The organism is Vreelandella aquamarina (assembly GCF_020075495.1).
GTDB classification, from domain to species: Bacteria; Pseudomonadota; Gammaproteobacteria; order Pseudomonadales; family Halomonadaceae; genus Vreelandella; species Vreelandella aquamarina_A.
The window spans coordinates 1-386 of the sequence record NZ_JABYQT010000042.1; the positions used below are offsets into that span (position 1 = coordinate 1).

Annotated in this window: 1 protein-coding gene; it reads right to left on the minus strand. The window is 54.9% G+C overall.

Annotation, left to right across the window (positions count from 1 at the left end):
- Nucleotides 1-386: iron chelate uptake ABC transporter family permease subunit (locus HW452_RS17390; RefSeq protein WP_224107344.1), on the minus strand; the 386-nt coding region annotated here is incomplete at both ends.

A 386-nucleotide genomic window follows, 5' to 3' on the forward strand; every position in this document is an offset into this window, starting at 1 on the left:
GGGTCTATCATGCGCGAAAGCAGCGAGGAAAGGCTGCGGAACAAAATCCCGAAAATCACGCCGATTAAAATCATGTGCGGCAAATCGCGCCCGCCCTGACGGATGAGCGTGTAAAACAGCAGCAGCGAGCCGCCCATCATAACAACCAGTTCAAAGCCGAATTTGCCCGTCAACGGCAGGGATGTATAGCCCACGCCGCCGAACGTAAACACCAGCAAGGTCTGCAAAAAAACATACAGCGAATCGAAACCCAAAATCGAAGGGGTCAGAATCGGGTTGTTGGTCAGCGTTTGGAAGAGTTGAGTGGACACGCCGACCGCATAGGCGACCATCAGCAGCGCGGCAAGCTTGGTCAGGCGCAGGTGCAAGACAAAGTCCCAATCGCC